23 protein-coding genes are annotated in these 22,081 nt (G+C 50.9%); 18 read left to right on the top strand and 5 right to left on the bottom strand.

Annotated elements, in window-relative coordinates:
* Window positions 1-105 precede the first annotated feature (105 nt).
* The 12 genes from OCU43_RS22150 (at window position 106) to OCU43_RS22095 (ending at window position 8,992) form a co-directional block, all read left to right on the top strand.
* Window positions 106-522, top strand: a complete 417-nt coding sequence (locus tag OCU43_RS22150; RefSeq protein ID WP_091354175.1) for an ATP synthase subunit I — start codon at window positions 106-108, stop codon at window positions 520-522.
* A 15-nt stretch (window positions 523-537) separates the two neighbouring features.
* Complete coding sequence (gene atpB, locus OCU43_RS22145) at window positions 538-1,380, top strand: F0F1 ATP synthase subunit A (protein ID WP_091354173.1); 843 nt, start codon at window positions 538-540, stop codon at window positions 1,378-1,380.
* A gap of 83 nt (window positions 1,381-1,463) precedes the next feature.
* On the top strand, window positions 1,464-1,688 hold the full coding sequence (gene atpE, locus OCU43_RS22140) for a F0F1 ATP synthase subunit C (protein ID WP_425424959.1): 225 nt from the start codon (window positions 1,464-1,466) through the stop codon (window positions 1,686-1,688).
* A gap of 63 nt (window positions 1,689-1,751) precedes the next feature.
* Window positions 1,752-2,222, top strand: coding sequence for a F0F1 ATP synthase subunit B (locus tag OCU43_RS22135; RefSeq protein ID WP_091354167.1), 471 nt, complete (start codon window positions 1,752-1,754; stop codon window positions 2,220-2,222).
* Between the two features lie 12 nt (window positions 2,223-2,234).
* A complete protein-coding gene (locus OCU43_RS22130) occupies window positions 2,235-2,774 on the top strand; it encodes a F0F1 ATP synthase subunit delta (protein ID WP_091354164.1) in 540 nt (179 codons plus the stop codon).
* A 15-nt stretch (window positions 2,775-2,789) separates the two neighbouring features.
* Window positions 2,790-4,334, top strand: coding sequence for a F0F1 ATP synthase subunit alpha (gene atpA, locus OCU43_RS22125; protein WP_091354162.1), 1,545 nt, complete (start codon window positions 2,790-2,792; stop codon window positions 4,332-4,334).
* Between the two features lie 74 nt (window positions 4,335-4,408).
* Window positions 4,409-5,272, top strand: coding sequence for a F0F1 ATP synthase subunit gamma (gene atpG / locus OCU43_RS22120; protein WP_091354160.1), 864 nt, complete (start codon window positions 4,409-4,411; stop codon window positions 5,270-5,272).
* A gap of 37 nt (window positions 5,273-5,309) precedes the next feature.
* The gene (atpD, locus tag OCU43_RS22115) at window positions 5,310-6,686 is read left to right on the top strand and encodes a F0F1 ATP synthase subunit beta (RefSeq protein WP_091354157.1); all 1,377 of its coding nucleotides are present in this window, start codon (window positions 5,310-5,312) and stop codon (window positions 6,684-6,686) included.
* Window positions 6,687-6,721: 35 nt separating this feature from the next.
* Window positions 6,722-7,147 carry a F0F1 ATP synthase subunit epsilon gene (locus OCU43_RS22110; RefSeq protein ID WP_091354156.1) on the top strand — a complete coding sequence of 142 codons (426 nt, stop codon included), beginning with the start codon at window positions 6,722-6,724 and terminating at the stop codon, window positions 7,145-7,147.
* Between the two features lie 149 nt (window positions 7,148-7,296).
* Window positions 7,297-7,983, top strand: coding sequence for a CsgG/HfaB family protein (locus OCU43_RS22105; RefSeq protein WP_091354153.1), 687 nt, complete (start codon window positions 7,297-7,299; stop codon window positions 7,981-7,983).
* A gap of 11 nt (window positions 7,984-7,994) precedes the next feature.
* Window positions 7,995-8,357 (top strand): DUF4810 domain-containing protein, encoded by a 363-nt coding sequence (locus OCU43_RS22100; protein ID WP_245756492.1) that lies wholly within the window; start codon window positions 7,995-7,997, stop codon window positions 8,355-8,357.
* Entirely contained in the window at window positions 8,357-8,992 is a 636-nt protein-coding gene (locus OCU43_RS22095; RefSeq protein ID WP_091354151.1) for a DUF799 domain-containing protein, read from the top strand. Before OCU43_RS22100 ends, OCU43_RS22095 begins: the two co-directional genes overlap by 1 nt.
* A 105-nt stretch (window positions 8,993-9,097) precedes the next feature.
* On the opposite strand, the gene OCU43_RS22090 is transcribed toward OCU43_RS22095, so the two are convergent.
* From OCU43_RS22090 to OCU43_RS22070, 5 genes are all read right to left on the bottom strand, one after another.
* Window positions 9,098-10,837: a flotillin family protein gene (locus tag OCU43_RS22090; protein ID WP_091354149.1), complete on the bottom strand. Its 1,740-nt coding sequence runs from the start codon at window positions 10,835-10,837 to the stop codon at window positions 9,098-9,100.
* A gap of 17 nt (window positions 10,838-10,854) precedes the next feature.
* On the bottom strand, window positions 10,855-11,517 hold the full coding sequence (locus OCU43_RS22085; protein ID WP_091354146.1) for a YqiJ family protein: 663 nt from the start codon (window positions 11,515-11,517) through the stop codon (window positions 10,855-10,857).
* Window positions 11,510-12,199 carry a PspA/IM30 family protein gene (locus tag OCU43_RS22080; protein ID WP_091354145.1) on the bottom strand — a complete coding sequence of 230 codons (690 nt, stop codon included), beginning with the start codon at window positions 12,197-12,199 and terminating at the stop codon, window positions 11,510-11,512. Before OCU43_RS22080 ends, OCU43_RS22085 begins: the two co-directional genes overlap by 8 nt.
* Window positions 12,192-12,686 carry a hypothetical protein gene (locus tag OCU43_RS22075; RefSeq protein ID WP_091354142.1) on the bottom strand — a complete coding sequence of 165 codons (495 nt, stop codon included), beginning with the start codon at window positions 12,684-12,686 and terminating at the stop codon, window positions 12,192-12,194. Before OCU43_RS22075 ends, OCU43_RS22080 begins: the two co-directional genes overlap by 8 nt.
* A 99-nt stretch (window positions 12,687-12,785) precedes the next feature.
* Entirely contained in the window at window positions 12,786-13,526 is a 741-nt protein-coding gene (locus OCU43_RS22070) for a TrmB family transcriptional regulator (RefSeq protein WP_091354139.1), read from the bottom strand.
* 137 nt (window positions 13,527-13,663) lie between these two features.
* Here OCU43_RS22070 and glmU point away from each other — a divergent pair, with 137 nt between their 5' ends.
* The 6 genes from glmU (at window position 13,664) to OCU43_RS22040 (ending at window position 22,032) form a co-directional block, all read left to right on the top strand.
* Window positions 13,664-15,031, top strand: coding sequence for a bifunctional UDP-N-acetylglucosamine diphosphorylase/glucosamine-1-phosphate N-acetyltransferase GlmU (gene glmU / locus OCU43_RS22065; protein WP_091354136.1), 1,368 nt, complete (start codon window positions 13,664-13,666; stop codon window positions 15,029-15,031).
* Between the two features lie 12 nt (window positions 15,032-15,043).
* A complete protein-coding gene (gene glmS, locus OCU43_RS22060; protein ID WP_091354134.1) occupies window positions 15,044-16,873 on the top strand; it encodes a glutamine--fructose-6-phosphate transaminase (isomerizing) in 1,830 nt (609 codons plus the stop codon).
* Between the two features lie 316 nt (window positions 16,874-17,189).
* Window positions 17,190-19,148: a methyl-accepting chemotaxis protein gene (locus tag OCU43_RS22055; RefSeq protein ID WP_091354131.1), complete on the top strand. Its 1,959-nt coding sequence runs from the start codon at window positions 17,190-17,192 to the stop codon at window positions 19,146-19,148.
* A gap of 53 nt (window positions 19,149-19,201) precedes the next feature.
* On the top strand, window positions 19,202-19,342 hold the full coding sequence (locus OCU43_RS22050; RefSeq protein ID WP_261832962.1) for a hypothetical protein: 141 nt from the start codon (window positions 19,202-19,204) through the stop codon (window positions 19,340-19,342).
* 123 nt (window positions 19,343-19,465) lie between these two features.
* Window positions 19,466-20,839: a DUF1800 domain-containing protein gene (locus OCU43_RS22045; protein WP_139203128.1), complete on the top strand. Its 1,374-nt coding sequence runs from the start codon at window positions 19,466-19,468 to the stop codon at window positions 20,837-20,839.
* Between the two features lie 2 nt (window positions 20,840-20,841).
* The gene (locus OCU43_RS22040; RefSeq protein WP_091354126.1) at window positions 20,842-22,032 is read left to right on the top strand and encodes a DUF1501 domain-containing protein; all 1,191 of its coding nucleotides are present in this window, start codon (window positions 20,842-20,844) and stop codon (window positions 22,030-22,032) included.
* Window positions 22,033-22,081 lie beyond the last annotated feature (49 nt).

Genomic DNA, 22,081 nt, shown 5'->3' with positions numbered 1-22,081 from the left:
AATCGTGTTGAAGCTGATGCATTAAGCCCCTATAATGCGCTGGCTGTGAAAGGACGTGTTTACGGTTTTTTTACACAGATGAAGGGAAACTGAGGCTGTATTTATATGAGAAAAGGGCACCGGAAACCTGGCGTTCATACTCGTATCGCCTTGCAGCAGTTTAGGAAAGTCTTCCTGATTCAAGTAGTTAGTTTAGTAATAATTGCGGGAGTTTTACTTCTGCATAGCCTGAGTGCGGCCTGGTCATCCCTCTGTGGTGGTCTGATATTTTTGCTGCCCAGCTATGTGTTTGTCTATCGTGCACTGGTTGTGCAACAGACAAAAAGTACTCCTGGCGCTGTTATCCGGCAGCTGTATACGAGTGAAATATGGAAAATGGGCTTATCCATCGCACTCTTTATTGCGGTGTTTATCCTGATTCAACCTCTGAATCCATTTTCCCTATTTGGCACTTATATATGGCTTCAGCTGACCGGCTTTATTGCCCAGCTGAGGCTGAATAACAGTTTCTTAAAACTTTGAATGAGAGAGATAGTAATGGCTAGCGAAATGACTTCCTCAGCCTACATATCCCACCACCTGACGAACTGGACGTTTGGTGTGCATCCTGAACACGGACTGGGTTTTGCCCATACCGCTGAAGATGCTGCTGCGATGGGATTTTGGGCAATTCACGTTGATACCATGCTGTGGTCTGTAGGTTTGGGCCTGTTTTTTATCTGGATGTTCCGCAAAGTTGCTAAATCAGTAACTTCCGGTGTGCCAGGCAGCACTCAAAACTTTGTTGAAGTGATCATCGAGTTTATCGAGGATAACGTTAGCAGTATCTTCCACTACAAAAATGCGTTGATTGCCCCGCTGGCACTGACCATTTTTGTCTGGGTCTTCCTGATGAACACTATGGACCTGGTGCCAGTTGACTGGATTCCGTTCCTGACTCAGAAGATCGGTGAAGCGTTCGGAGCTGATCCACATCACGTCTATATGAAGGTCGTACCGACTACCGATATCAACGCAACCCTGGGGATGGCGATTGCGGTGTTTGGTCTGATTCTGTACTACAGCATCAAAATGAAAGGTATTGGGGGTTTCCTGGGTGAGCTGGCATTCCAGCCGCTGGGTAAATGGATGCTGCCATTCAACTTGTTCCTGGAGATCGTAGGCCTGCTGGCGAAGCCGGTATCACTGGCGCTGCGACTGTTCGGTAACATGTATGCAGGTGAGATGATCTTTATCCTGATCGCTCTGCTGCCGTTCTGGGCGCAATGGCTGTTGTCAGTGCCATGGGCGATCTTCCACATTCTGGTAATTACGCTGCAGGCGTTCATCTTCATGGTTCTGACGATTGTCTATCTGGCCATGGCGCATGAAGACCACTAAGTAGTTGTAATAACTGAATAATTAAACGATTTCTTTTTAAACTTAAACTTTAGCAATTAAATATCGGAGAAAAACTGATGGAAATGGCATTGCTGTACATCGCTGGTGCACTGATGATGGGTCTGGGTGCTGTAGGCGCCGCTGTAGGTATCGGCATCCTGGGTGGTAAGTTCCTTGAAGGTGCTGCACGTCAGCCTGAGCTGATCCCACTGCTACGTACTCAATTCTTCATCGTAATGGGTCTGGTTGACGCCGTACCTATGATCGGTGTTGGTCTGGGTCTGTACGTACTGTTCGCTGTTGCATAAGTAGAGCTACATACGTCCCTTTATGGGTAACTACTTTTTAAGACAACCGCGAGAGGTAATGGCGTGAATATCAATCTAACCATCTTTGGTCAGATCATTGCATTTGCCTTCTTCGTTGTATTTTGTATGAAATATGTCTGGCCACCAATTACTGGTGCGCTGGCAGAACGTAAGAAGAAAATTGCAGAAGGTCTGGACGCTGCAGACCGTGCTCAACGCGACTTGGAACTGGCTCAGGAAAAAGCCATGGCCGATATGCGTAAGAGCAAGGAAGAAGCAGCCGCCATCATTGAACAGGCTAATAAGCGAGCTAACCAGATCGTTGATGAAGCAAAAGAGAAAGCACGTGAAGAGGCTACCCGCCTTGTAACGGCTGCTCAGGCTGAAATCGATCAGGAAGCAAACCGTGCCAAAGAAGTTCTGCGCGCTGAAGTTGCTGCTCTTGTAGTAGCCGGTGCTGAGAAAATTCTTGAAGCGTCTGTTGACGCTAACGCGCACGCTCAGCTTGTTGAAAAACTAGCTGCTGAGCTTTAAGCGAGGTTTACGATGGCTGAACTCAATACAGTCGCTCGACCTTATACCAAAGCCGCTTTCGAGCACGCTGTGGCAAAGGGAAACCTGGACCAGTGGTCTGATATGCTGACTACTGCAACTGCAGTGGCGCAGCATGAGACGATGAAACTGGTTCTGGGTAATCCCGGACTGACCAGCGAGCAGAAAGCTGATGCAATGATTACCGTCTGTGAAGAACAGATGGCAGATCCGTCGGCAAAGAACTTTATCTCTTTACTGGCCGAAAATCAGCGTCTGGCTTTGTTACCAGAGATCTCTGCGCAGTTTGAACAGTTGAAAGCCAATCAGCAGCATTCTGTTGAGGTAAGTGTGACAACTGCCTTTGATCTGGGCGAGCAGCAGCAACAAAAATTAACTCAGGCACTGAGCTCCAAGCTGGGCCGCGAAGTGAGTCTGACTACCGAGGTGGACAAGTCCATTATCGGTGGTGTGATCGTTCGAACCGACGATATGGTTATCGACGGCTCTATTCGTGCTCGACTGGCTAAGCTAGCCGAAGCAATGAACTCCTGAGTGTGAGGATTAAACATGCAGCAACTGAATCCATCTGAGATCAGCGAGATTCTTAAGAGCCGCATCGAGAAACTTGATGTCTCTTCTGAAGCCCGTAATGAAGGTACTATCGTCAGCGTTTCTGACGGTATCATCCTGATTCACGGCCTGGCTGACGTAATGTACGGGGAGATGATCGAATTCCCTGGCGGTATCTACGGTATGGCGCTCAACCTTGAGCGTGACTCTGTAGGTGCTGTAGTACTGGGTGACTATCAGGGTCTGGTAGAAGGTATGACCGCGCGTTGTACCGGCCGCATCCTGGAAGTACCTGTTGGTCCGGAACTGCAGGGTCGTGTAGTAGACGCCCTGGGTAACCCGATCGACGGTAAAGGCCCTATTGAAACTAAACTGACTGACCCTGTCGAAAAGGTTGCACCCGGTGTAATCGAGCGTCAATCAGTTGATCAGCCAGTACAGACTGGTCTGAAATCTATTGATGCGATGGTGCCAATCGGCCGTGGTCAGCGTGAGCTGATTATCGGTGACCGTCAGATCGGTAAGACTGCGATCGCGATTGACGCTATCATCAACCAGAAAGGTACCGGTGTTAAGTGTGTCTACGTAGCGGTTGGACAGAAACAGTCCACTATCGCAAACGTTGTACGTAAGCTGGAAGAGCATGGCGCGATGGAACACACCATCGTTGTCGCAGCCGGTGCCGCCGATCCTGCAGCGATGCAGTTCCTGGCGCCTTATGCTGGTTGTTCTATGGGTGAATACTACCGTGACCGCGGTGAAGACGCTCTGATCGTATACGATGACCTGACTAAACAGGCCTGGGCTTATCGTCAGATCTCCCTGCTGCTGCGCCGCCCACCGGGCCGTGAAGCATACCCAGGTGACGTATTCTATCTTCACTCACGTCTGCTGGAACGTGCTGCGCGCGTTAACCCAAACTATGTTGAGAAGTTTACTAACGGCGAAGTTAAGGGCCAGACCGGTTCCCTGACTGCACTGCCAGTAATCGAAACACAGGGTGGTGACGTATCTGCATTCGTACCAACCAACGTTATCTCCATCACCGATGGTCAGATCTTCCTGGAAGCAGACCTGTTTAACTCAGGTATCCGTCCGGCGATCAACGCTGGTCTGTCTGTATCCCGTGTAGGTGGTGCAGCGCAGACTAAGGTCATCAAGAAGCTGGGTGGTGGTGTACGTCTGGCTCTGGCTCAGTATCGTGAACTGGCGGCATTCGCTCAGTTTGCATCTGACCTGGACGATGCAACCCGTGCTCAGCTTGAGCATGGTCAGCGCGTAACCGAGCTGATGAAGCAGAAGCAGTACTCACCAATGTCTGTCGCAGACATGGGTCTGAGTCTGTACGCTGCTAACGAAGGCTTCCTGAACGATATCGACCTGAACAAGATCCTTGATTTTGAAGCAGCCCTGATCTCTTACTTCAACAGCGAGTACGCTGATGTAATGGCTAAGATCAATGAAAGTGGCGACTACAATGACGAGATCGCGTCTCAGTTCAAGGCTGGTATCGAAAAGTTCAAATCTACCCAAACTTGGTAACAGCTCATTTGAGTGGGGGTCTGCATAAGTGATTATGCAGACCTGAACTAAGTAAAGGTTTAATAGGTGGAACTATGGCAGCCGGAAAAGAGATAAAGACGCAGATAGCCAGTATTCAGGGCACACGTAAGATTACCAGCGCTATGGAAATGGTGGCTGCATCTAAAATGCGTAAAGCTCAGGATCGTATGCAGGAAAGCCGTCCTTACGCCCGGATTATCCGTGGCGTGATTCAGCACCTGGCGAAATCCAACCCTGAATATAAGCATCTGTATCTGCAACAGCGCGAAGTAAAGCGTGTCGGTTTCATTGTTGTCGCAACCGACCGTGGTCTCTGCGGTGGCTTGAACATTAATGCGTTCAAGGCAGCACTTGCCAAGATGAAAGAGTTTAAAGACTCAAATATCGAGATCGATATCTGTGCTCTGGGCTCTAAGTCTGTAAGCTTCTTTAAAACATTTGGCGGTAATGTAACCGCAGCAAAATCTGGTCTGGGCGATAAGCCTGAAGCAGCTGAGCTGATCGGTACCGTTAAGGTGATGCTGGATGCTTACGATGAAGGCAAGCTGGATATGCTGTATGTGGTATCTAACGATTTCGTAAATACCATGACGCAGAAGCCACAGGTAGAGCAGATTCTTCCGCTGAAAGCAGAAGACGATGATGACCGTCTTAACCATCACTGGGATTATATCTACGAACCCGATGCACGCGAGCTGTTGAACGGCTTACTGGTTCGTTACATTGAGTCCCTGGTCTATCAGGCCGTGGTTGAGAACAATGCCTGTGAACAGGCAGCACGAATGCTGGCGATGAAGAACGCAACAGACAACGCCGGCGATCTTATCGATGAGCTCCAAATGGTTTACAACAAAGCTCGTCAGGCTGCGATTACTCAGGAAATCTCTGAGATCGTAAGTGGTGCTGCTGCTGTATAAGGCAGTTAACAGGTTTAAATGTTAAGAGGATCCGAACATGAGTAGCGGACGTATTGTTCAGATTATCGGCGCAGTTGTCGACGTGGAGTTTCCACGTGACAGTGTACCGAAGATCTATGATGCACTGACTGTTGAGGCCAAAGGCCTGACACTTGAAGTTCAGCAGCAGCTGGGTGATGGTGTGGTACGTGCAATCGCTATGGGTCAGACCGAAGGTGTAAGCCGTGGTCTGACAGTAGTTAATACTGGTGCGCCAGTTTCTGTGCCTGTGGGTACAGCAACACTGGGTCGCATCATGGATGTATTGGGTAACCCAATCGATGAGTGTGGACCTATCGGCGAAGAAGAGCGTATGCCTATTCACCGTTCTGCACCTTCCTATGCTGAGCAGGCAGCTTCTAACGAGCTGCTGGAAACCGGCATCAAGGTAATCGATCTGGTATGCCCATTTGCGAAGGGTGGTAAAGTTGGTCTGTTCGGTGGTGCCGGTGTAGGTAAAACCGTAAACATGATGGAACTGATCCGTAACATCGCGATCGAGCACTCAGGCTTCTCCGTATTTGCGGGTGTAGGTGAGCGTACTCGTGAGGGTAACGACTTCTACTACGAGATGAAAGAATCCAACGTACTGGATAAAGTATCTCTGGTATACGGTCAGATGAACGAGCCTCCTGGTAACCGTCTGCGTGTAGCGCTGACCGGCCTGACCATGGCTGAGAAGTTCCGTGACGAAGGTCGTGACGTACTGTTGTTCGTTGACAACATCTACCGTTACACCCTGGCGGGAACCGAGGTATCTGCACTGCTGGGTCGTATGCCTTCAGCGGTAGGTTACCAGCCAACACTGGCGGAAGAGATGGGTGTTCTGCAAGAGCGTATCACCTCTACCAAGACCGGTTCTATCACGTCTATCCAGGCGGTATACGTACCTGCGGATGACTTGACCGATCCATCACCAGCAACCACCTTCTCGCACCTGGATGCGACAGTCGTACTGTCTCGTCAGATTGCCGAGCTGGGTATCTACCCTGCGGTAGATCCGCTGGACTCCACCTCTCGTCAGCTGGATCCACTGGTTATTGGTCAGGATCACTACGACACTGCCCGTCAGGTGCAGGGTGTACTGCAGCGCTATAAAGAGCTGAAAGACATCATCGCGATTCTGGGTATGGACGAGCTGTCTGAAGAAGATAAGCTGGTAGTAACCCGTGCTCGTAAGATTCAGCGATTCCTGTCTCAGCCGTTCTTCGTAGCTGAAGTATTTACCGGTTCTCCAGGTAAGTACGTTTCTCTGAAAGACACTATCGCAGGCTTTAAGGGTATCCTGGCCGGTGATTATGATGATCTGCCTGAGCAAGCGTTCTACATGGTTGGCGGTATCGACGAAGTGGTTGAAAAAGCTAAGAGCATGTAAGTGCGCTTAGTTAACCTTTTAAAAAGGATAACAACATGGCTATGACTGTTCATTGTGACATCGTAAGTGCTGAAGAAGAGATCTTCTCTGGTCTTATCGAGTTCGTTTCAGTGACAGGTAGCCTGGGTGATCTGGGTATTTACCCGGGTCACGCTCCGCTTCTGTCGGAACTGAAACCAGGTCCTGTAGAGCTAAAGAAACAGGGTGGTGAGCAGGAGATTTTCTACGTTTCCGGTGGCTTCATTGAAGTTCAGCCACACAAGGTCTCTGTCCTAGCGGACGTTGCACTGCGTGCGGGTGATATCAACGAAGCGGCCGCAGAGGAAGCGAAGAAGCATGCTGAACATGTGATGGCTGATAAGAGCAGCGAACTGGATTACTCCCGTGCGACTGCTCAACTGGCCGAAGCTGCAGCACAACTGCGTACTATTCAGCAGATTCGTAAGAAGATGGGTAAATAATCCTCTCTTACTGAACTGCTACTCGAATAAAAAACAGCCTCCGGGCTGTTTTTTTTGGTTTTGAGGGAGGACAATTAACCTAAGTCTTTATCCGATCTGAAGCACACTTCGCTGCCTGCTGCAGATGAATTTAAAAAAGGATTTATTGTATGTTTATTAAACACAAAGGACTGGCTGCAAAATCAGCGGTTGTTCTCTTCAGCGCCGTTTTAGTAACCGGCTGTGCTACAGAGAGTCACCGACAAATTGAGCCACAGAAAGTCGAAACCTATCGCGCAACTTATCAGGGGCCGCGCACCACACTGGTGGTGGGTAATTTTGATAACCGTTCTAACTACCTGCAGGGGATGTTCTCAGCCGACAACAACCGGCTGGGTAATCAGGCACAAACTATCCTCAAAACACATCTGCAACAAACCAACCGTTTTAATGTTGTTGATCGCCAGAGTATGGCTGATCTCAAACAAGAGGCGGGCCTGAGTGGCGTGAAGCAGAAAATTCAGGGGGCACGTTATGTTGTTACCGGGGATGTCACAGAGTTTGGCCGCAAAGTCACCGGCGATAAGCAGCTGTTTGGTATCCTCGGCAAAGGTAAAACCCAGACGGCTTACGCGAAAGTTTCACTGAATATTGTCGATGTTGTTACCTCACAGATCGTCTACTCAACTCAGGGTGCTGGTGAATATGAGCTGTCAAACCGTGAAGTCATCGGTTTTGGTGGCGCGGCGGGCTATGACGCAACGCTGAATGGTAAAGTGCTGAATTTTGCCATTATGGAAGCGGTGAATAATCTGGTTACCGATATGCAGAACGGTACCTGGAAGATCGAACAATAAGGAGTGTCTGAGTGAAAATTTTTGCGCTGTTGTTCGTTAGTATCACTGTTTTACTGGGGGGCTGTGCAACCCAGGACAACAGCCTCTATTATTGGGGATCATACGAAGCGATGATTTACGAGATGTATGTTGAACCCGGTAATGCCCCGGCGGCATTGCAGATCACTAAACTGGAGGAGGATATTCAAAAGTCAGATGCGCTGGGTAAAAAAGTGCCTCCGGGGTTGTACGCCCATCTGGGGATGATGTACGCCGCCGAAGGTAAAGCAGGACTGGCTCAGCAAGCGTTATTGAAAGAGAAAGCAATCTATCCCGAGGCAACCGCCCTGGTTGATACGCTGCTGAAGAATCAGAAACAGGGAGTTAATCAGTAATGCTACGTTCTATCGTATCTGCATCGTTTATGCTGCTGGTGCTGCTCAGCAGCGGTTGTGCAACCCAGGAGCGTTATGATTATGCTGCGCTTGAAGCCAGCAAGCCCCGTTCTATTCTGGTGATTCCACCGATGAATAACTCCATTGAGATCAATGCGTCGAATATCTATCTGTCGACGTTATCGAGACCACTGGCAGAAAAAGGCTACTATGTATTTCCGGTTGCAGTGATCAATCAGTTTCTGCAGGAAAATGGATTGCAATCACCGGCTGATATGCACGATGTACCGCTGGAAAAGTTCGCCGAGCACCTTAATCCGGATGCCATCCTTTATGTGGTGATTGAAGACTGGGGACAGAAGTATGAGATTCTCTCTTCAACCACCGTTGTTAAAGCGAATATGAAGCTTGTGGATGCCAAAACCGGCAAGACCCTGTGGGACACTCAGGTTTCCTACGCTCAGGGCTCCGGGGATAACGGTGGTGGCCTGGTGGGTATGCTGGTGCAGGCTGTGGTGGACCAGGTGGTTGGCACGATTGTCGATCCGACCCCCGGGGTTGCCCGGACAGCCAATAATATCGCAATTAACAACCAGGGACGGGGGCTGCTTAATGGCCCGTACCGGGCTCAGTAATACTCTTAAATTGTTGACCGATTGATAAATAGCGTCGGTTAATTGCAGCTAAATAAAAACCACCTTTGCAGGTGGTTTTTTATGTCTGCAGATAGAGCAGCGACTCTAGGATCTAGTCAGTTCTTTGTCTGCCAGGGCTGAAGTTAAACCGTTCAGAGAATCGCCTTTCAGACCGATCTCTTCGAGCAACCCGTCAACCAGAGGGGCCTGGGCTTTGTACCGCAGGGCACTGCTAACCATCTGATCTGCCAGGCTGGAGGCGTTAGCTTCACCGCCTTCGGTCACGCTTGAACCCGAACCGTTCAAACCATCAACCTGAAAGATTTTAATACCATCGATCTGCTCCATCGGCTTAACACTTTCACGGATAATGTCCGGAAGCCGTTCGATGACTGCCAGTTTGATCTGACGGGTGATCTGCTCAGCTGCAAGCAGGTTCTCGGCTTCATTGAGGGCGCGCTTGCCTTCCGCATCGACCCGGTTGCGGATCTCAGCAGCTTCAGCGGAGAGTTTTTCAGACTTGTTCTGTGCTTCCGCACTGATCAGTTGCTTATCAGCATCGGCATGGGCTTGAATACGTACCGCTTCAGCATGATCTTCTGCAGCTTCCTTCTCAGCCTGAGCACCGACTTTGATACTGATAGCGTTGCGTTCTGCTTCTTTTGCCGCTTCCACCAGCTCGATCTGTTTATCACGCTCAGCAATCTCGGTTTCCCGCACAGTGATGACCTGTTCATCGGCTTTCACCGCTTCAGAGCGGGCACGACTTGCTTCGGCTTCGGCAACCGATTGCTCAGTAGATTTTTGGGCAATAGCGATCGATTTATCCTGTTCAGACAGTTCTAACGTGCGGCGCTTTTCAATTTCAGCACTTTCAATCGCTTTGCTTTTTTCAATCTCTTTCTCCCTCAACAGGCGGGCCATGCCGATACGGCCCTCTTCGACTGCCTGCTCGGAACTGATGCGGGATTGTTCTGTTTGCTGCTCGGCGACAATCTGGGCCTGTTCTGCAGCACGTTTGTTCTCTGCCTGTTCGCGCATGATCTCCGCTTCGATGGTCGCTTTACGGATTTCGACCTCGCGGGATTGTTGCAGTCGGGCATATTCCTGATCACGGGTGATCTCTAAACGCTGCTTTTCCGCCTCAAGGTTTTTACTGGCGATACTGACCTCAGTTTCCTGTTCGATCTCATTACGGCGTTTGCGGCGCTCTTCAATCGCCTCTGTCAGTTTGGTCAGACCCTCGGCATCGAAGGCGTTATCCGGATTAAAATACTGTTTACCTGTCTGGTCGAGACCGGTGAGAGACACGGATTCAAGTTCGAGGCCGTTTTTTAACAGGTCTTCAGAAACCACCTGCTGCACTTTTTGCACGAAGTCGACCCGCTGTTCATGCAGTTCGTACATCGCCATCTCGGCAGCTACAGCGCGCAGGGCATCAACAAATTTACCCTCAACCAGCTCTTTCAGAGCTTCCGGTTCCATGGTGCGCATACCCAGTGTCTGGGCGGCGTTGGCGATAGACTCTACGGTGGGCTGAACGCGGACATAAAACTCTGCCAGAACATCGACGCGCATCCGGTCGCGGGTGATCAGTGCCTGCTCATTGGCCCGTTTCACCTCCAACCGGAGCGTATTCATATTGACCGGAATGATCTCGTGCAGCACGGGTAAGACGATCGCGCCGCCGTTGACAATCACTTTCTGTCCACCAAAACCCGTGCGGACGAAAGAGGTTTCCTTTGAGGCACGACGATAGAGTCGTGCCATTATTAAGCCGATGGCGATAAGGCCAATAATTATGATGGCAGCAACAGTGCCAAGTTCAGTGATGTCGAAGTACATAATCTGAATAATTCCTTTTATTGATTAACGAGGTTTGGGTTGGTATTTGGGATCACGATAAAGGTACTCTGTTGCTGTTTAATGATAAGCACCTGGGACCCCTGAGGCTGATCTGGCTGGTGTTTGTCAGGCTCCACCATCAGATAATGGGTTTGCCCATGCTGATCTTTGACTTTAGCCTGAGCCGGGCTGCCCACCCGGGCTGTTCCGGTGGTGACCACGGCGACTCTGCCGATAAAGCTATCACTGGATACCGCTTCGGATTCATCTTTTGGCAATACACTGGCGACCCCTTTGACTGAAACCCGTGTCAGGGGAAGCGTCAGTAACGTTGCCGGAATGATCGCCAGCCAGTTGTACAGCAGATGCCCGGTAACAGCGCGATACATACTCTGCACAAACAGACCGGCAAGGCCGAAATAGGTGAGCAGGATAATCAGCAAAACCAGAAAGGGTACCTGGCCAATATAAAACCAACCGAGTATCCGGCTGATAAGGCCGCTATCGGGAATATCCGCTGCATCAACATCGACACTGAGATCCGGTAACAGTGTTTCCAGCATGGAGGAAAATGCCAGCCCGACAACAAGGCCGGCGCCTTCAAGCAGCGCCAGAATCACCATCACTGTCAGCGAGAGAGTGAAGGGGAAGTTGCCACTCAGGGTGAGAAACTCAAACATTACCGCTGTCTTCACTGTTTGACTTAAGCAACGCCAGGCGCTCTTTAATGCGATTGGTGCGGTTAAGTTCGTCCAGCTCCGCCAGTTTCGCAGCGTTTTCAGCGCTGTTTTTGTTTACATTGGAATAGGCGGTCTGTTTTTCAATAATCCGCTCAAATGCAGATTCGGCTTTAGCCACTTTGGCTGCAACATCGGAGCCGCTGTTTTCGGCGCTCTGATGGTCCGGGATAGCCGAGGCATTTTTCAACGCCAGCAGCTTTTGCAGTTCCTCTTTCATCTCGCGCTTTTTAGCCGCCAGTGCCTGGATATAGCCATCAAGCTCTTTCTCTTTTTCACCCGCTTCAGAGATCGACTTTTCCAGCACCGGAATCTGCGCTTCGATATCCAGCTGATGGGCTATCCCCGCTTCGGCAAGGTCCTCTCTGCCTTCGGCCAGCGCAACCTGTATTTTGCTACTCAACTCTTCATGCAGACCGCTGGTTTCCATCAAGCGGGTGCTGGCCTGGTGTTTTCTGGCGGCTATCTGCCCCAGCTCAACTCTGACCTGATCGATCGCGCTGTCCACCTCTCTCAGCGCCTCCTCCAGAATCATTTCAGGTGCCGAATCTTCTATTGAGTTAACCAGTGCATTGAGACTTCCACTGATTATGCGGCCAACCCGGCTGGTAATTGACTCATTCATCGTTCACTCCTTGGACGTTCATTAATTCATCTAGTTTGTGTCGCACGTTGTCTAGTATGTCTGGATTGTGACTGCTGCTCAGGGGTGGTTTCAGCTGGCGCAACTGTTGCCCGGTGGTATTCACCAGTAGCTTGAGACACTCACGTTCATACAGCTGAATGGCGTCGTCTGACTGTTTAATATTGCCCGCATGGAATAGCAGTGAGGACAGGGATCTTTCCAGCCAGTAGTGCTGGGTTGCCAATAGGGAGGATTGTTTCTGACAGCGGGATTCTGCCTGTTCAATAACTGCCAGGGCCGGAGCAAGATAGCCCGACGCTCTTTGTTTAGAGTCTGCCAGTGAGTGTGGTGCGTGTTCTTCTTTACGTACTTTGTTAATAATAAAGCGAAGTTTGTCACTGGGTGTAACCGCATCAGGTGCCGTAAAGTCAGCCAGAAATGCGGCTTCGGCAGGGGAGAGTCGAACACTGATAGGGATAGATTTCATTGCAAAGCTCCATTTGCATCAATTAGGTTCCATCCAAAACTGAGCTATATATATCAGTATACAATCGTAAACAGCAAGCAAAACGGAATTATTTTTTGCTTACAACAGTCCCCACAGGGTATCAAAGATGATCTTCTGGGCGGCGGCCACCTCTTTCGATTCAATCACCACTGCCGTTGGGTAGTTGGCCGATGCCAGGGAGATAATCGCGCATTTGGGGGGATAAACGGCGATATAGGCGGCATCAACCCTACCTTCAGTTTTAATCCACTTACGGGCGCTGAGTTCCGCATCTTCACCGCCGTCTCCGATGGCGATCACTTTTACTTCGATACCCTTCAGAATTCGCTGCGCAGTAAAGTTAGGAAACGGGCGATAAAGGTGGGGTCGTATCGGCTTTGAAGAGAATACTGAATAGCTCTTAGGTTGTTGCGTCTCGACGGTGTTGAGTATATCCCTGAGAACCTGTTCGATGCCGCTGTCCCCTTCGTAATAGCTGACATTGGCAGTATTAAAGTCGGGCATCAGGTGGTGCAGCTCCGGTACGACACGGTTTTTCAGCTGATCGATAGCCGAATTGAGAGAGTGACGTCGCTCCTCTGCCATCTGTAGCAATACCTCAGGCTCGCGGGCGGAAAACAGCCGACGTTTGCCTTTTGGCAGATAGGTGACCAGCCCTTTCTGCTGCATCTCTTTCAGGCAGTCGTAGGTTGTGCCGCGATTGATTCCCGCTTTTTCGGCAACGGTGCGGATCGCACTGGGGCCCAGAGAGAGCAGCGCGCGGTAAAGGGTGATCTCCCGGGGTGTCAGTCCCAGCAGCTTAAACAGTTCATTATTCATAATTGTCAATTTTTCTCTGACATTTAATATTGCATCTGAAACCAGTTAGATTAAAGTTCTGTTAAATTACTGTTTGTGTCAACAGCAGCGGGTCGCCGGATCGGCCATTGCTGTAATTAACCAGGGATACCTCTGTTTTGAATACTCTTGATATCGTTATTCTGGCCGCAGGCCAGGGTAGCCGGATGAAATCAACTCTGCCTAAAGTGCTGCACACCATTGGTGGCAAACCGATGCTGCAGCATGTGATCGATAGCGCCAAGGCACTGGAAAACGCCCGTACCCATATCGTTATCGGACATGGCGCGCAACAGGTAGAAACCGCGCTGTCAGGACAGGCTGTACAGTTTTCTTTGCAGGCTGAACAGCTGGGGACCGGTCATGCAGTGGCTCAGGCAATGCCAAATATCTCTGACAATGGGGTAGTACTGGTACTCTATGGTGATGTACCGCTTACCCGGCCTGAAACCATGGCCGAGCTGGTGAAGATCGCAGAGCGTGGACAGTTTGGTTTACTGACGGTGAATCTGGCAGATCCGACCGGTTATGGCCGGATTGTACGTAGCGATGCGGGCGATGTTGTAGCGATTGTAGAACATAAGGATGCCAGTGATGCGCAACGGGCAATCACCGAAGTGAATACCGGTATTCTGGCGCTGCCAACGGCGCTGTTAAGAGAGTGGATACCGCAGCTTTCCGCAAATAATGCTCAGGGTGAATACTATCTCACCGATATTATCGCGATGGCGGCAGAACAGGGCGTCCGTATTCAGGCGATTCAGCCAGCCACCGAACAGGAGGTGCAGGGCGTTAATAATCGTCTGCAACAGGCCGAACTGGAGCGTTGGTATCAGCGGCGTCAGGCGGAAGCACTGATGCTGGACGGGGTTTCGCTGGCAGATCCGGCGCGGATTGATGTGCGGGGAGAGGTCAGCGTGGGTCATGATGTGGCCATCGATATCAATGTGATTCTTGAAGGAAAGGTGGAGATTGGTGATAACGTTACCATCGAAGCCAACTGTATTATTAAGGATTCGGTAATCGGTTGCGGCACCCATATCAAAGCAAACTCCCTGCTGGATGAAGCGGTGGTGGCGGACAACTGTGATATCGGTCCCTTTGCCCGGCTGCGGCCCGGCAGCCATCTGGCAAACAACGCCAAAATTGGTAACTTTGTTGAGACCAAGAAAGCGAATATCGGTGAGGGTAGTAAGGTAAACCATCTGAGTTATATCGGTGATGCCGAGGTTGGGGCAGACGTCAATGTCGGTGCCGGCACCATTACCTGCAATTACGATGGCGTTAATAAGTCGACCACTGAGATTGGTGATGGTGCTTTTATCGGCTCAAACACGGCGCTGGTGGCACCGGTTAAAGTGGGGGCAGGTGCGACCATCGGCGCAGGCTCTACTATCACAAAAGAGGTTCAGGCGGATCAACTCGCTATTACACGCGCTAAACAGACTAATCTGAATAACTGGCAACGGCCGGTTAAAAAATCATAAGGAAGCAGAGTTATGTGTGGAATAGTAGGGGCGATTGCTGGCCGGAATATTTCAGCGATTCTGCTGGAAGGCCTTAAACGACTCGAATATCGGGGCTATGACTCTGCGGGTATGGCCGTTTTAAATAGTCAGACAGGCCAGCTTGATCACCTGAAGCGGGTGGGCAAGGTGGCACAACTGGATGCGGCCCTGACCGGATCGCCTCTGCCGGGTTATCTGGGGATAGCGCATACCCGCTGGGCAACTCATGGTAAGCCGGAACAGCGTAATGCTCACCCGCATCTGTCTGCTGACCGTATTGCTGTCGTGCATAACGGCATCATTGAAAATCATACCGCGTTGAAAGCAGAGCTGGTCGCTGACGGATATCAGTTTTTATCCGACACCGATACCGAGGTGGTGACCCACCTGATCTACCGGGAAGTGATGGCCGGTAAAAGCCTTGAAGTGGCGTTGAAAGAGAGCTTAAAGCGGCTGGATGGCGCCTATGCGCTGGCAGTTATCGATCAGCAGCAGCCGGATCTGCTACTGGCGACCCGCATGGGTAGCCCGCTGGTGATCGGAGTGGGCGTTGAGGAAAATTTTATCGCCTCTGATCCGCTGGCTCTGTTGCAGGTGACTGATCGCTTTATCTATCTGGAAGAGGGGGATGTTGCTGCCATTACCCGCTCAGATATTAAGGTTGAGAGCCTTGCCGGTGAGCCTGTCACCCGTGAGGTGCAGCGCTTTGAGCATGGTCATGATGCGGCAGATAAAGGCCTGTATCGTCACTATATGCTCAAAGAGATCTATGAACAGCCGGATGTGATCGCCCGGGTGCTTGAAGGTCGGATCCATCAGGGACATGTGCTGGAGCAGGTATTTGGCAGCGGTGCATCGGAGCTGTTTGATCAGGTGAAAATGGTGCAGATCGTCGCCTGTGGCACCAGCTATAACGCCGGTGTGGTGGCCCGTTACTGGATCGAAAAACTGGTGGGTATCCCCTGTATGGTGGAGGTGGCCAGCGAGTTCCGCTATCGCAAAACGGTGTGTATGCCTGGCACACTGTTTATCACCATCTCCCAGTCCGGTGAAACTGCCGATACCCTGTCCGCACTGCGGGAGGCGAAAGAACAGAGCTATCTTGGATTTTTGTCTATCTGTAATGTTGCTGGCAGCTCTCTGGTGCGTGAGTCCGATCTGGCGATCATGACCAATGCCGGACCGGAAATTGGCGTGGCGTCAACCAAAGCCTTTACCAGTCAGCTAGTGGTACTGATGCTGACCACCCTGGTGCTGGCGCGCCGCTACGGTTTTGACGATGAGCAGGAGATCGTTGCCCAGCTGGAGCAACTGATTGGCCTCACTGAGCAGGTGTTGGCGCTGGATCCGCAGATTCAGAAAATGGCTGAGCATTTTGTCGATAAACACCATGCCCTGTTTCTGGGGCGTGGCACTATCTATCCTGTTGCCGTTGAAGGCGCTCTCAAGTTGAAAGAGATCTCCTATATCCATGCAGAAGCTTACCCGGCCGGTGAGTTGAAACATGGTCCTCTGGCGCTGGTAGATGAGGATATGCCGGTCGTGGCGATCGCACCGAACAACTCCCTGCTGGAAAAACTGCAGGCGAATCTGGAGGAGGTGCGTGCAAGGGGCGGAAAACTGTTCCTGTTCGCCGATTCCAAAGCCCAGGTGAAACCCGGGAATGATCTCGAACTGATCACCCTGCCGGATGTACCCACGGTGATGGCACCGATTATCTACTCAATACCGCTGCAACTGCTGGCCTATTATGTCGCTTGTCTGAAGGGCACCGATGTGGATCAGCCGCGTAACCTGGCGAAATCGGTCACGGTGGAGTGATGGTTACCTGATAGCGCTGTAATTTTTGTCGTTAGGTTATAGGGAGAGAACCCGAAATACTGACGACAACGAGTCATCTCCGGGCCTGATTTCGAAAAACAGATCGTTTTAGTTTTCAGGCCCTGTCTTTCTGGCGGGTATTTTCTCCCTGCACTAACGTCGTTTTTGTTACCCAATCTGGTTGTCATACGAAAGTATAGTATGGCGGTTTCTGCCATAATCGCCTCCGTTACATGACCGATATCAGGCTGATTCGATCTTTAGCGGTCACGGATGATGTTTCTGACACAACAATAACGATTCCCCGAGCCGTACTATGAAAATTCGTACAAAATTGCTGGCCTTCATTACTGTATCGGTCATTGTGCCAATCCTTATTATCTCTTCATTTTCAATATATGAAGCCAGAGTGACGGCGCTGGATAACTTTGAAACCAGCAGTCGTAAAGAGATCACTCAGATCGATAATGCGTTTACCCTCTTTTTTAAAGCCATTGCCGATAATGTAACTTACGTGGCGGATCTTCCGCTGGTGAAAGATAACAGCTTCAATTTATCCAATTTTCTTAATGGGCCTGGTAGTTTCAAATCACATCTGAGTGCCGGGGGAAAGGAGGCGGAGCTGTTCCGTATTTACGAGAAGTTTGGTCAAACCCATCCCGGGCTGGCTTATGTGTATTCCGGTCGTGCTGACGGCGGTTACATTCAGTGGCCTGATGTTGCCATGAAAGATGCGTACGATCCCCGTCCCCGTCCGTGGTATAAAAAAGCACTGGAGCATCCTGGTGAGGTAGTGCGTACCGAGGCTTATTACTGGGCGGGTGACGACGCCACCTTCGTCGGTACCGCTAAGACGATTACTGACAGTTCAGGCAAGGTTATCGGGGTGCAGTCGATGGATGTCTCTGTAAAACAGCTGACGGAGATTGTGCAGCAGATCAAAATTGGTGAGCGTGGGCATATCCTGCTGATTGAAGACAACGGCACGGTGTTAGTTGATCCACTCTTTCCCGAGCATAACTTTAAAAAAATCGATGAGCTGAACAGCCCGCTGTTTAAGCAACTGGCATCGGTGGACTCTGGTTTACTGGAGGTGGAGCGAAACGGCGAACACTATCTCGCCAAAGTGGTTAAATCCTCTGCACTGGGATGGCGTTTTGTGGCGTTGGTACCCTCCAGTGAGGTTTATCAGACGGCCAATAATATTGCCTGGTTATCGCTGGTTATCGCCGCGCTTCTGATAGCACTGTTTATCATCATCGGTGCTTTCTTTTCCAAGCTGATTACCCGGCCGATCGACAGTGTGGCTGCGGTTTTGAAAAGCATCGCTGAGGGCGAGGGGGATCTGACTACCCGGTTACCGATCACATCAAATGATGAGGTCGGTGAGTTGTCCCGGTCATTCAATCAGTTTATTGAAAAGCTGCAATCGATCATTCAACAGATTGTCGGCCTGTCGGGTGATCTGAAAACCAGTGCTGATGCCGCAGCAGAGAGCGCCAATAACTCTATGGATGAGGTCAAACTGCAGCAGGATCAGATTACTCTGGTAGCGACATCAGTCGAGGAGATGTCGGCGGCGACGCAGGATATTGCCGCGAATGCTGAAAACACCTCCCATGCCGCCAGTGAAAGTGCCCGTTTTAGTCAGCAGGGTCAGGCGGTAGTGATGAAAGCCCGGGATTCGATTGGTGATCTGGCGGGAGAGGTGAGTACGGCATCGCAGGTCATCCTTAAGCTGAGTGAACACTCACAGCAGATCAACTCGATTCTGGGGACAATTCAGGGAATAGCAGAGCAAACCAACCTGTTAGCGTTAAATGCCGCAATCGAAGCGGCCCGGGCAGGCGACAATGGCCGTGGTTTTGCGGTGGTGGCCGATGAAGTTCGTAGTCTTTCACAAAAAACCACTGTATCCACCGCGGATATACGCAATATGATTGCGACACTGCAGTCAACCATGCAACAGGCTGTATCTATTATGGCCAGCAGTGAAGCGATGGCTCAGAGCTCTGTTGAAGAGGCGAACCAGGCTTATGAACAGCTGATTCTGATAACCGATTCAGTCAATAATATCAGCGATATGTCTGCTCAGATTGCAACCGCAACCGAGGAGCAGAGTATGGTTAACAGTGGTATTGCTGAGAATACCAGTCGGATCAAAATGATTGCCGATCAGATGTTGGAAAATGCCGATACCCGGCTGGCACGATCCCGTAAACTGCATACGCTTTCTGAAGGTATGCATGGCCAGGTAGGGCTGTTCAAAGTCTGAAGCGCTTAAACGAACGCGATACCTCAACAGGGTTATATCGGCGGAGCCGGAAAATGCATCCAGCACTCCACTTCGCCGATATCATAGCCCCGGCAGAACCGGGCACTATTCCTGAACTGATCATTCCGGCAGGTGTCTTAACCATGATGGCGCCGATCATTTATTCAATACCGCTACACAGATGTGAAACATAACCGGGCAGTATTACCGGTTTTTTGTCTGGCATCGCCGGCTTAATCTATTAAGCTGATAATCGATAAATTTTCTTCGCCCGCTTTACGTAGTGATCGCTTGCCTCAAACCATGGGAGAACCGGGGTGACAACATTTTCTCAGTATCGCGCTATGAACCGCTTTGGATTAGGTGCCGGGCCGTTAGATCTGAATGCTGCTACCGCTGATCCTAAGGGGTGGCTGCAGCAACAGCTCGAAGTCGAACAAGATCCGGGCCCTCAGGTTCCTGATGCAGCGACCAGCTTAAGCGCTTTTTATGAGTGGCGTAATGAGAGAAAGCGGCTGATGGGCAGTGAGGAATCTGAAAACAGGGCTCAGGAGCTTACGTTACTACAACGGGGATTAGCAGCGCAGGAACAGAGTAACTTCTTTAAGCGTTTTGAGTATGCAGCACATACCCGAACCCCTTTCAGAGAGCGGCTAGTCCAGTTTTATAGCAATCATTTCAGTGTTTCCCGTAAAGGCAAAAGGATGATTTCGCTGGCCAGTGTTGCTTATGAAAATGAAGCGATTCGGGCGCATCTGGATAGCTCTTTCGCCGATATGTTGCTGGCGGTGGTGTCCCATCCGGTGATGCTGTTTTATCTGGATAATAATAACTCTGTCGGCCCTGGCTCGCCTGCGGGTAAAAGGTCTAAGCGGGGGCTGAATGAAAATTTAGCCCGCGAGATTATGGAGTTACATACCCTGAGTGTTAACGGAGGCTATACGCAGCAGGATGTTCAGGCGTTGGCGAAGATGATTACCGGTTGGGGATTTGGTGGCTATAACAACAGGAACCCGGCTATTAAACAGGGAGAGTTCTTTTTCTATAAACAAAATCATGAACCGGGTCCTCAGGTTTTACTGGGCCGTCACTATGACTTTCAGGGATTAGAGCAGGGCAGAGCCGCATTAATTGATCTGGCGCTGGATCCTTCCACGGCGCGCTTTCTGGCAACAAAGCTGGCAACACATTTTATCTCTGATACCCCTCCGCCTGAGGCTATCAGTATTCTGGAGCGCAGTTTTCTGGACAGCCGGGGCCATCTGCCGACCCTGCACCGTACGCTGGTCAATCTTGAGGCCGCCTGGGACCCTGCGCATAAAAAATTCAAAACGCCTAACGAATACCTTCTGTCGGCGGTCAGGGTCTTTGATCTGCCGTTTAACGGACGTATCAGAAAGCTTATCAGGTCTGGTTTAGTCAACCTGAATCAGCGACCGTTTTTTGCCGGGTCTCCCGCCGGGTGGCCGGATGATACCCGCTACTGGAGTTCTGCCAGTGCTTTGAAAAAACGGATCGAATGGGGACTGGCAACAGGGGCTTCTGCCAATACCGGGCTGCATAAAATTGAGCAGGCCGTTGCAATGCTGCCAACAGATGCGGGTGACTTACAGCTGGCAATGAAGCGGGCAGCAAGTCCGGCACAGGCGGCCGGGCTGATGTTAGCCTCACCAGAATTTCAGTGGAGATAATCATGGCATCAGCAATTAACCGCCGTCAGTTTATAAAAGCCTGTGCTGTTTTAACACTGGGCTTCACGACGCCAATATCCTTTGCTCAGGACCACCGCGATCCCCGTATGGTGGTGCTGATCTTAAGAGGGGGGATGGATGGTCTGGCTGCGGTGCCAGCTTATGGTGATCCAGCTTATCGGTCCGGCCGCGGCAAACTGGCGCTGGGAACGCCAGATACGGTTGAAGGGGTGATCGATCTGGATGGATTCTTTGGTTTAAACCCGGTTTTTGAAAACCTTGCGCAGATGTACGCCGGGCGGGAGGCTTTGTTGTTTCAGGCGATTGCGCCACCCTACGCCAAACGCTCACACTTTTATGCGCAGGATGTGCTGGAAACCGGTCTGACTAACCCTGCAGGCAGTGCAAGTGGTTGGTTATACAGGGCTTTACAAGGTTTAAGTGAAGGCCGTAATCCCGAAAAGTATGGCTATTCTCTGGGGGCAGGCATCCCCCGTATTGTGCAGGGAGCAGTGCCTGTGGGGGCCTGGGCTCCGGATCGGCTACCCGATCCTGATGAAGACACCTTGCAGCGTTTAATGGCGTTATATGAACAGGACAGCTACCTTGGCCCCAAGGTGCGGGCGGGCTTCAACGCGGATGAGATGATTAACTCCATGGGGGGAAAGCTCAGGGGCGGTAACAACCTGAAAACAGTGGCTAAAGCGGCAGCCCGTTTTCTGATCCGTGACGACGGCCCCAGAGTTGCCGTGATGGACTGCGGTGGCTGGGATACCCACGCGTGGCAGGGCACCACAAAAGGCCGTTTGGCGAACCGGTTTCGTGAACTTGATACGGTGCTGGCAGGATTAAAACAGGATATGGGCTCTGTCTGGGATCAGACAGCGGTGGTGATTGTCACTGAGTTTGGCCGCACCGTTGCAGTGAACGGGACGTCCGGTACTGATCATGGTGTGGGAGGCGCGGCCTTTTTGCTGGGCGGTGCGGTTAACGGCGGGCGTGTACAGAGTGACTGGCCGGGACTGGCGAAACAAAACCTGTATGAAGGCCGCGATCTTAAGCCGACGCTGGATATGCGGGCGCTGTTTGCGGGTGTGCTGCATCAGCATATGGGACTGGATCGGGGCTTTATTGAGGAGCAGGTCTTTCCTGGCTACCGGGATCAGGTTAGTGGATTGGTTCGCGCCGGATAGTTCTCCTGATTGTTCTCTGAGTTGTTATGCTGATCCCTACTGTGACATC

It is taken from the genome of Amphritea atlantica, assembly GCF_024347255.1.
Lineage (GTDB): Bacteria > Pseudomonadota > Gammaproteobacteria > Pseudomonadales > Balneatricaceae > Amphritea > Amphritea atlantica.
The sequence above is the reverse complement of the archived record's forward strand: the minus strand, read 5'-3'. Positions and strand labels throughout refer to the sequence as shown.

What these genes read in the sequence shown, in the direction of transcription:
- atpD (WP_091354157.1), top strand. Translation starts at nt 5,310, where the DNA reads ATGAGTAGCGGACGTATTGTTCAGATTATCGGCGCAGTTGTCGACGTG.
- atpG (WP_091354160.1), top strand. Translation starts at nt 4,409, where the DNA reads ATGGCAGCCGGAAAAGAGATAAAGACGCAGATAGCCAGTATTCAGGGC.
- OCU43_RS22130 (WP_091354164.1), top strand. Translation starts at nt 2,235, where the DNA reads ATGGCTGAACTCAATACAGTCGCTCGACCTTATACCAAAGCCGCTTTC.
- atpB (WP_091354173.1), top strand. Translation starts at nt 538, where the DNA reads ATGGCTAGCGAAATGACTTCCTCAGCCTACATATCCCACCACCTGACG.
- OCU43_RS22040 (WP_091354126.1), top strand. Translation starts at nt 20,842, where the DNA reads ATGGCATCAGCAATTAACCGCCGTCAGTTTATAAAAGCCTGTGCTGTT.
- glmS (WP_091354134.1), top strand. Translation starts at nt 15,044, where the DNA reads ATGTGTGGAATAGTAGGGGCGATTGCTGGCCGGAATATTTCAGCGATT.
- OCU43_RS22150 (WP_091354175.1), top strand. Translation starts at nt 106, where the DNA reads ATGAGAAAAGGGCACCGGAAACCTGGCGTTCATACTCGTATCGCCTTG.
- atpA (WP_091354162.1), top strand. Translation starts at nt 2,790, where the DNA reads ATGCAGCAACTGAATCCATCTGAGATCAGCGAGATTCTTAAGAGCCGC.
- OCU43_RS22090 (WP_091354149.1), bottom strand. Translation starts at nt 10,837, where the DNA reads ATGTACTTCGACATCACTGAACTTGGCACTGTTGCTGCCATCATAATT.
- OCU43_RS22070 (WP_091354139.1), bottom strand. Translation starts at nt 13,526, where the DNA reads ATGAATAATGAACTGTTTAAGCTGCTGGGACTGACACCCCGGGAGATC.
- OCU43_RS22080 (WP_091354145.1), bottom strand. Translation starts at nt 12,199, where the DNA reads ATGAATGAGTCAATTACCAGCCGGGTTGGCCGCATAATCAGTGGAAGT.
- OCU43_RS22105 (WP_091354153.1), top strand. Translation starts at nt 7,297, where the DNA reads ATGTTTATTAAACACAAAGGACTGGCTGCAAAATCAGCGGTTGTTCTC.
- OCU43_RS22050 (WP_261832962.1), top strand. Translation starts at nt 19,202, where the DNA reads ATGCATCCAGCACTCCACTTCGCCGATATCATAGCCCCGGCAGAACCG.
- OCU43_RS22085 (WP_091354146.1), bottom strand. Translation starts at nt 11,517, where the DNA reads ATGTTTGAGTTTCTCACCCTGAGTGGCAACTTCCCCTTCACTCTCTCG.
- OCU43_RS22110 (WP_091354156.1), top strand. Translation starts at nt 6,722, where the DNA reads ATGGCTATGACTGTTCATTGTGACATCGTAAGTGCTGAAGAAGAGATC.
- atpE (WP_425424959.1), top strand. Translation starts at nt 1,464, where the DNA reads ATGGCATTGCTGTACATCGCTGGTGCACTGATGATGGGTCTGGGTGCT.
- OCU43_RS22095 (WP_091354151.1), top strand. Translation starts at nt 8,357, where the DNA reads ATGCTACGTTCTATCGTATCTGCATCGTTTATGCTGCTGGTGCTGCTC.
- OCU43_RS22055 (WP_091354131.1), top strand. Translation starts at nt 17,190, where the DNA reads ATGAAAATTCGTACAAAATTGCTGGCCTTCATTACTGTATCGGTCATT.
- OCU43_RS22075 (WP_091354142.1), bottom strand. Translation starts at nt 12,686, where the DNA reads ATGAAATCTATCCCTATCAGTGTTCGACTCTCCCCTGCCGAAGCCGCA.